Source organism: Arthrobacter sp. H41, assembly GCF_000520535.1.
Taxonomy (GTDB): domain Bacteria; phylum Actinomycetota; class Actinomycetes; order Actinomycetales; family Micrococcaceae; genus Arthrobacter_D.
Window position 1 is genome coordinate 16205 of the sequence record NZ_KI914765.1, and the last position, 4837, is coordinate 21041.

General features: G+C 66.4%; 4 protein-coding genes. 3 read left to right on the forward strand and 1 reads right to left on the reverse strand.

All coding sequences use genetic code 11. From position 1 onward, the window contains the following. Positions 1-25: 25 nt before the first annotated feature. Positions 26-994 (forward strand): carbohydrate ABC transporter permease, encoded by a 969-nt coding sequence (locus Y705_RS0102990; protein ID WP_049822187.1) that lies wholly within the window; start codon positions 26-28, stop codon positions 992-994. After that, on the forward strand, positions 991-1938 hold the full coding sequence (locus tag Y705_RS0102995) for a carbohydrate ABC transporter permease (protein ID WP_155849880.1): 948 nt from the start codon (positions 991-993) through the stop codon (positions 1936-1938). The genes Y705_RS0102990 and Y705_RS0102995 overlap by 4 nt, the downstream gene beginning before the upstream one ends. A gap of 14 nt (positions 1939-1952) precedes the next feature. Here the strand turns inward: Y705_RS0102995 and Y705_RS0103000 are convergent, their stop codons facing one another. Continuing rightward, on the reverse strand, positions 1953-2732 hold the full coding sequence (locus Y705_RS0103000) for a trans-aconitate 2-methyltransferase (protein WP_026531786.1): 780 nt from the start codon (positions 2730-2732) through the stop codon (positions 1953-1955). A gap of 39 nt (positions 2733-2771) precedes the next feature. On the opposite strand from Y705_RS0103000, the gene Y705_RS16920 reads away from it, so the two are divergent. Beyond that, the coding region (locus Y705_RS16920; protein ID WP_081737736.1) for a DEAD/DEAH box helicase at positions 2772-4837 on the forward strand (2066 nt) is incomplete at its 3' end.

Consider the following 4837-nt stretch of genomic DNA (forward strand, 5'->3'; position numbering starts at 1 on the left):
TGCCGCACCGTGCAAGGAGCGACCCATGCCTGCTGAAACGCCAGCCCGGCGGCGAATCCGGCGGCGAACATTGTCGCAACGCGACGCCCGCACCGGATTCCTCCTGATGTCCCCCACCCTGCTCATCGTCCTGGCCGTCGTGGTCCTCCCGCTCCTGTGGTCGGTCCTCATCGCCTTCCAGGAGCTCCGGCTGCTGGAGATCGGTACGGCGAGCCCCTTCCAGTCCCTGACCCTTGAGAACTTCGAGCGGGTCCTTGACTCGGGAGAGCTGTGGACCAGCCTCGGCATCACCCTGGTCTACACCACGGGATCCGTTCTCCTGTCCATCACGCTGGGACTCATCGCCGCGATGGCAGTCCGCAAGCCGTTCCGCGGCAGGACCTTCGTCCGTGCCGCCTTCCTCCTGCCCTACGTTGCCCCGGTGGTAGCCGTCACCTTCGTCTGGCGCACCATGCTCAGCCCGCAGTTCGGCATCGTGAACGAGGCAGGCCAGTCGCTCCTCGGGTGGGCGCAGCCCATCCCGTTCCTCTCCGAAGCGCAGCGCACCCTGGAGATCCTGGGCGCCTCGTTCCCGGTTCCCACGGCGCTGCTGACCGCCATCGCCTTCGAAGGGTGGCGCTACTTCCCCTTCGCGTTTCTCTTCCTCATGGCGCGCCTTGAAGCCATCTCATCGGAAACAGAGGAAGCCGCACTGGTGGACGGCGCAAGCCCCCTGCAGTCCTTCCGCTACATCCTCCTGCCACAGCTCCTGCCCGTGATCGCCCTCCTGGCGATCCTGCGCACCATCTGGACCTTCAACGAATTCGACGACATCTTCCTGTTGACCGGCGGCGCGGCGGGCACCGGGGTGGCCAGTGTGCGGGTCTACGAATTCCTCACCGTGCAGCGCAACGTCGGCGCCGCATCAGCACAATCACTCGTCCTCTCACTGGTCCTGATCCTGATGCTCGCCCTCTACCTGTTTCTCATGCGCAAAAGAGGAGAGCGACTGTGACCGCACCGGCTACCCCGACAGAACAATCCCGAGCCCCCTCCCCCCGGGCCGCTGCAGCACCGCCGGCCCGTCGGCGCTTCAGCCGCTACCGGATCGAGCGCAGGACCCTCGGCGTCCTCCGGTGGATCGTCATCGCGTGTTTCCTGATCGTCACGCTCCTGCCCTTCTACTACATGGTGCTGCTGTCCCTCAAACCGATCGAATCGCTGCTGAGGAACCCCGCCTCACTGATCGTCACGCCGGCGGAATTCACGCTTCGGGCTTATCAGCAGGTGCTGGCACCGGTCTCGGCCGGCGGCCAGGGATTCGGCACCTTCCTCGCCAACAGTGCCTTCGTTGCCGTCAGCGCCGTCATCCTTTCCCTGATCGTCGCAATACCGGGCGCCTATGCCATCGCCCGCCTGCCCTTCTTCGGCCACCGGCAGGTCAACGCCCTCTTTCTTGCGGCCTACCTCTTCCCGGCGATCGTCATGGCCATTCCCCTCTTCGTCCTGTTCACCCGCATCGGATTGCGCGGATCGCTGGTGGGCCTGGTCCTGGTCTACATTGCACAGACTGTTCCCGTGGCGATCTACATGCTCCGGAACTACCTTGAAACCGTTCCCGTGTCCGTTGAGGAAGCCGGCCTCGTCGACGGATTGAGCCGCCTGGGGGTGCTGCGGCGGATCAGCCTGCCCCTGGTCCTGCCGTCCATCATGGCCACGGGCCTGTTCATCTTCATGATCGCCTGGAACGAATTCTTGTTCGCGCTGCTTTTCCTCGTTGAACGCCGCGACAGCTGGACCGTTTCCCTGGGCCTGTCCCAGTTGTCCGGCAGTGCCGAAATCCCCACGACGGTGCTGATGGCCGGCTCGGTGGTGCTGACCCTGCCCATCCTGCTCCTCTTCTTCTCCACCGAGCGCCTGCTCACCGGCGGGCTGACGGCGGGTGCCGAGAAGGGCTGAGGGTCAGGTCTGCCTCAGGCGGGCTTGTGCCCCACCGCGAAGATCCGCCTGAACGGGAACACCGTGCCGGCGTCCGCGCGGGGGTAGGCCTTCCGCAGCAGCGCGGCGTAGCCCTCCTCGAACTCGGCGGCCTGCTCCGGCGACAGGGCATCGAGGACCGGGCGGAGGCCCGTCCCCCGCACCCACTCGAGCACCGGGTCCTCCCCCTGCAGCACCTGCAGGTAAGTGGTTTCCCAGGCATCGACGCCCAGTCCCGCCGCGCCGAGCACCTGCAGGTAGTCGCTCGGCTCCCCGACGGCGTCGTCGTGCCGCAGCACGCCGTCGAGGAGGTGCCTCCATACCGGCGTCGCTGCGTGCTCGCGCATCAGGACGTGGGACGGTGCTCCGAAGTTTCCGGGCACCTGCAGTGCGAGCCAGGACCCGGCAGGCATTGCCGCCGCCCAGGCCGAGAGGAGCTCCCGATGCTCGGGGACCCACTGCAGTGCCGCGTTGGTGACCACGACGTCGTCCTCCGGCCCCGGTGTCCAGTCCCGCAGGTCGCCGGTCACGAACCGGAGATTCTCGGGCCTTTCCGGGGCAGCCTGGGCGGCTGCGATCATCGCAGGGCTCGAGTCGACGCCCACCACCTCGGCGTCCGGCCACCGAGCGGCGAGTGTCGCGGTGAACTCCCCCGGCCCGCAGCCCAGGTCGACGACCCGCCGGGGCGCGCCGGCGTCGATCCGCGACACGAGGTCGAAGAAGGGCCGTCCGCGGTGGTCGGCGTAGTGGGAGTACTTCGCTGGATTCCACGTCATAGAAACAGCCTAACGCCGCACCGGTAGGCTGAAGGGACAATGAAGATTCAAGAGCACCTCCCCGCGCCGGCAAGCGGCACTCTCCGTCCGGATGCCGTCTATGAGGCTTTTACCGCCTGGGCCACCGCGCGCGGGATCGAGCTGTACCCTGCGCAGGATGAAGCCGCCATGGAGCTTGTCTCGGGTAACAATGTGATCCTTGCGACACCCACCGGGTCGGGAAAATCCCTCGTCGCCATCGCCGCGCACCTCAAGTCCTTCTCCGAGGGCCGCACCAGCTATTACACGGCTCCCATCAAGGCGTTGGTGTCCGAGAAGTTCTTTGCCCTCTGCGACATCTTCGGTCCGGAGAACGTCGGCATGATCACCGGCGACTCGGGAGTGAACCAGGGCGCCCCCATCATCTGCTGCACCGCGGAGATCCTGGCCAACCTCGCCCTGCGCGAGGGTTCCTCCGCGGAGCTGGGCACGGTGGTGATGGACGAGTTTCATTTCTACTCCGACCCGCAGCGCGGCTGGGCCTGGCAGGTTCCGCTGCTCGAACTGTCCCAGGCGCAGTTCCTCCTCATGTCGGCGACCCTCGGCGACGTCTCGCTCTTCGACAAGGACCTCACGGAGCGTACCGGGCGGGCCACCGCGACGGTCACATCCGTCGAGCGGCCCATCCCCCTGCACTACTACTACGTGGAGACGCCGGTCCAGGAGTCCCTCGAGGAACTGCTGAGCACCAACCAGGCACCGGTTTACGTGGTGCACTTCAGCCAGGCCGAGGCGATCGAGCGTGCACAGAACCTCATGAGCGTCAACGTGTGTTCGCGGGAGGAGAAGGACCGCATCGCGGAGCTCATCGCGACGTTCCGCTTCTCCTCCGGCTTTGGCAAGACCCTCAACCGGCTTGTCCGCCACGGCATCGGGGTGCATCACGCCGGGATGCTGCCGAAGTACCGGCGGCTCGTCGAACAGCTTGCACAGGCGGGCCTCCTCAAGGTGATCTGCGGAACCGATACCCTCGGGGTCGGCATCAACGTGCCCATCCGCACGGTGCTGCTGACGGCGCTGAGCAAGTACGACGGCGTTCGTACCCGGGTGCTGAAGGCGCGCGAATTCCACCAGATCGCCGGGCGGGCCGGGCGGGCGGGTTACGACACCGCCGGGACGGTAGTGGTCCAGGCGCCCGAGCACGTCGTGGAGAACACCAAGGCAATGGCGAAGGCCGTATCGAAGTTCGGGGATGACCAGAAGAAACTCCGGCAGGTGATCCGGAAGAAACCGCCCGAGGGTTTCGTGTCCTGGGGCAAGCCCACCTATGAGCGCCTGGTCGGCAGCGTGCCTGAGCAGCTCACCTCCTCCTTCGGCGTGAGCCACTCGATGCTCCTGAACCTTCTCGAGCGGCCCGGCAACCCCTTCCAGGCGGCCCAGCGGCTGCTGAGCGAGAACCATGAGAGCCGGGCCTCCCAGCTCCAGCTGATGCGCAGGGCCATCGGTATCTACCGGGAACTGGTCACGGCCGGGATCGTCGAGCGCCTGCCCGAGCCCGACGTAGACGGCCGCCAGATCCGCCTCAAGGTCCATCTCCAGGCCAACTTCGCGCTGAACCAGCCGCTCTCCCCGTTCGCCCTCGCGAGCCTTGAACTCCTCGACCCCGAGGCTCCGGGCTACGCGCTCGACGTCGTCTCCGTCATCGAGGCGACGCTCGAGAAGCCCCGGCAGGTATTGTCGGCCCAGGAGAAGAAGGTGCGCGGTGAAGCCATCGCCGCGATGAAGGCCGACGGCATCGAGTACGACGCCCGCATGGCCAGGCTCGAGGAGTTCACCTACCCCCAGCCCCTCGCTGAGCTGCTGCAGCAGGCATTCGACGTGTACCGGGGCTCCGCTCCCTGGCTCGGTGACTTCGAACTGGCTCCGAAATCCGTGGTGCGGGATATGTACGAGCGCGCGATGAGTTTCGGTGAATACGTGGCCTTCTACTCGCTCACGCGGTCCGAGGGGATCCTCCTGCGGTACCTCGCGGACTGCTATAAGGCGCTGCGCCAGACGGTGCCCCTGGAGGCACTCCGCGAGGACCTGAGCGACATCATCGAATGGCTGGGCGAGCTGATCCGGCA

Bases quoted from the DNA above. Each gene is read 5' to 3' on its own strand.
- Y705_RS0103000 (WP_026531786.1), bottom strand. From the start codon at position 2,732: ATGACGTGGAATCCAGCGAAGTACTCCCACTACGCCGACCACCGCGGA.
- Y705_RS0102990 (WP_049822187.1), top strand. From the start codon at position 26: ATGCCTGCTGAAACGCCAGCCCGGCGGCGAATCCGGCGGCGAACATTG.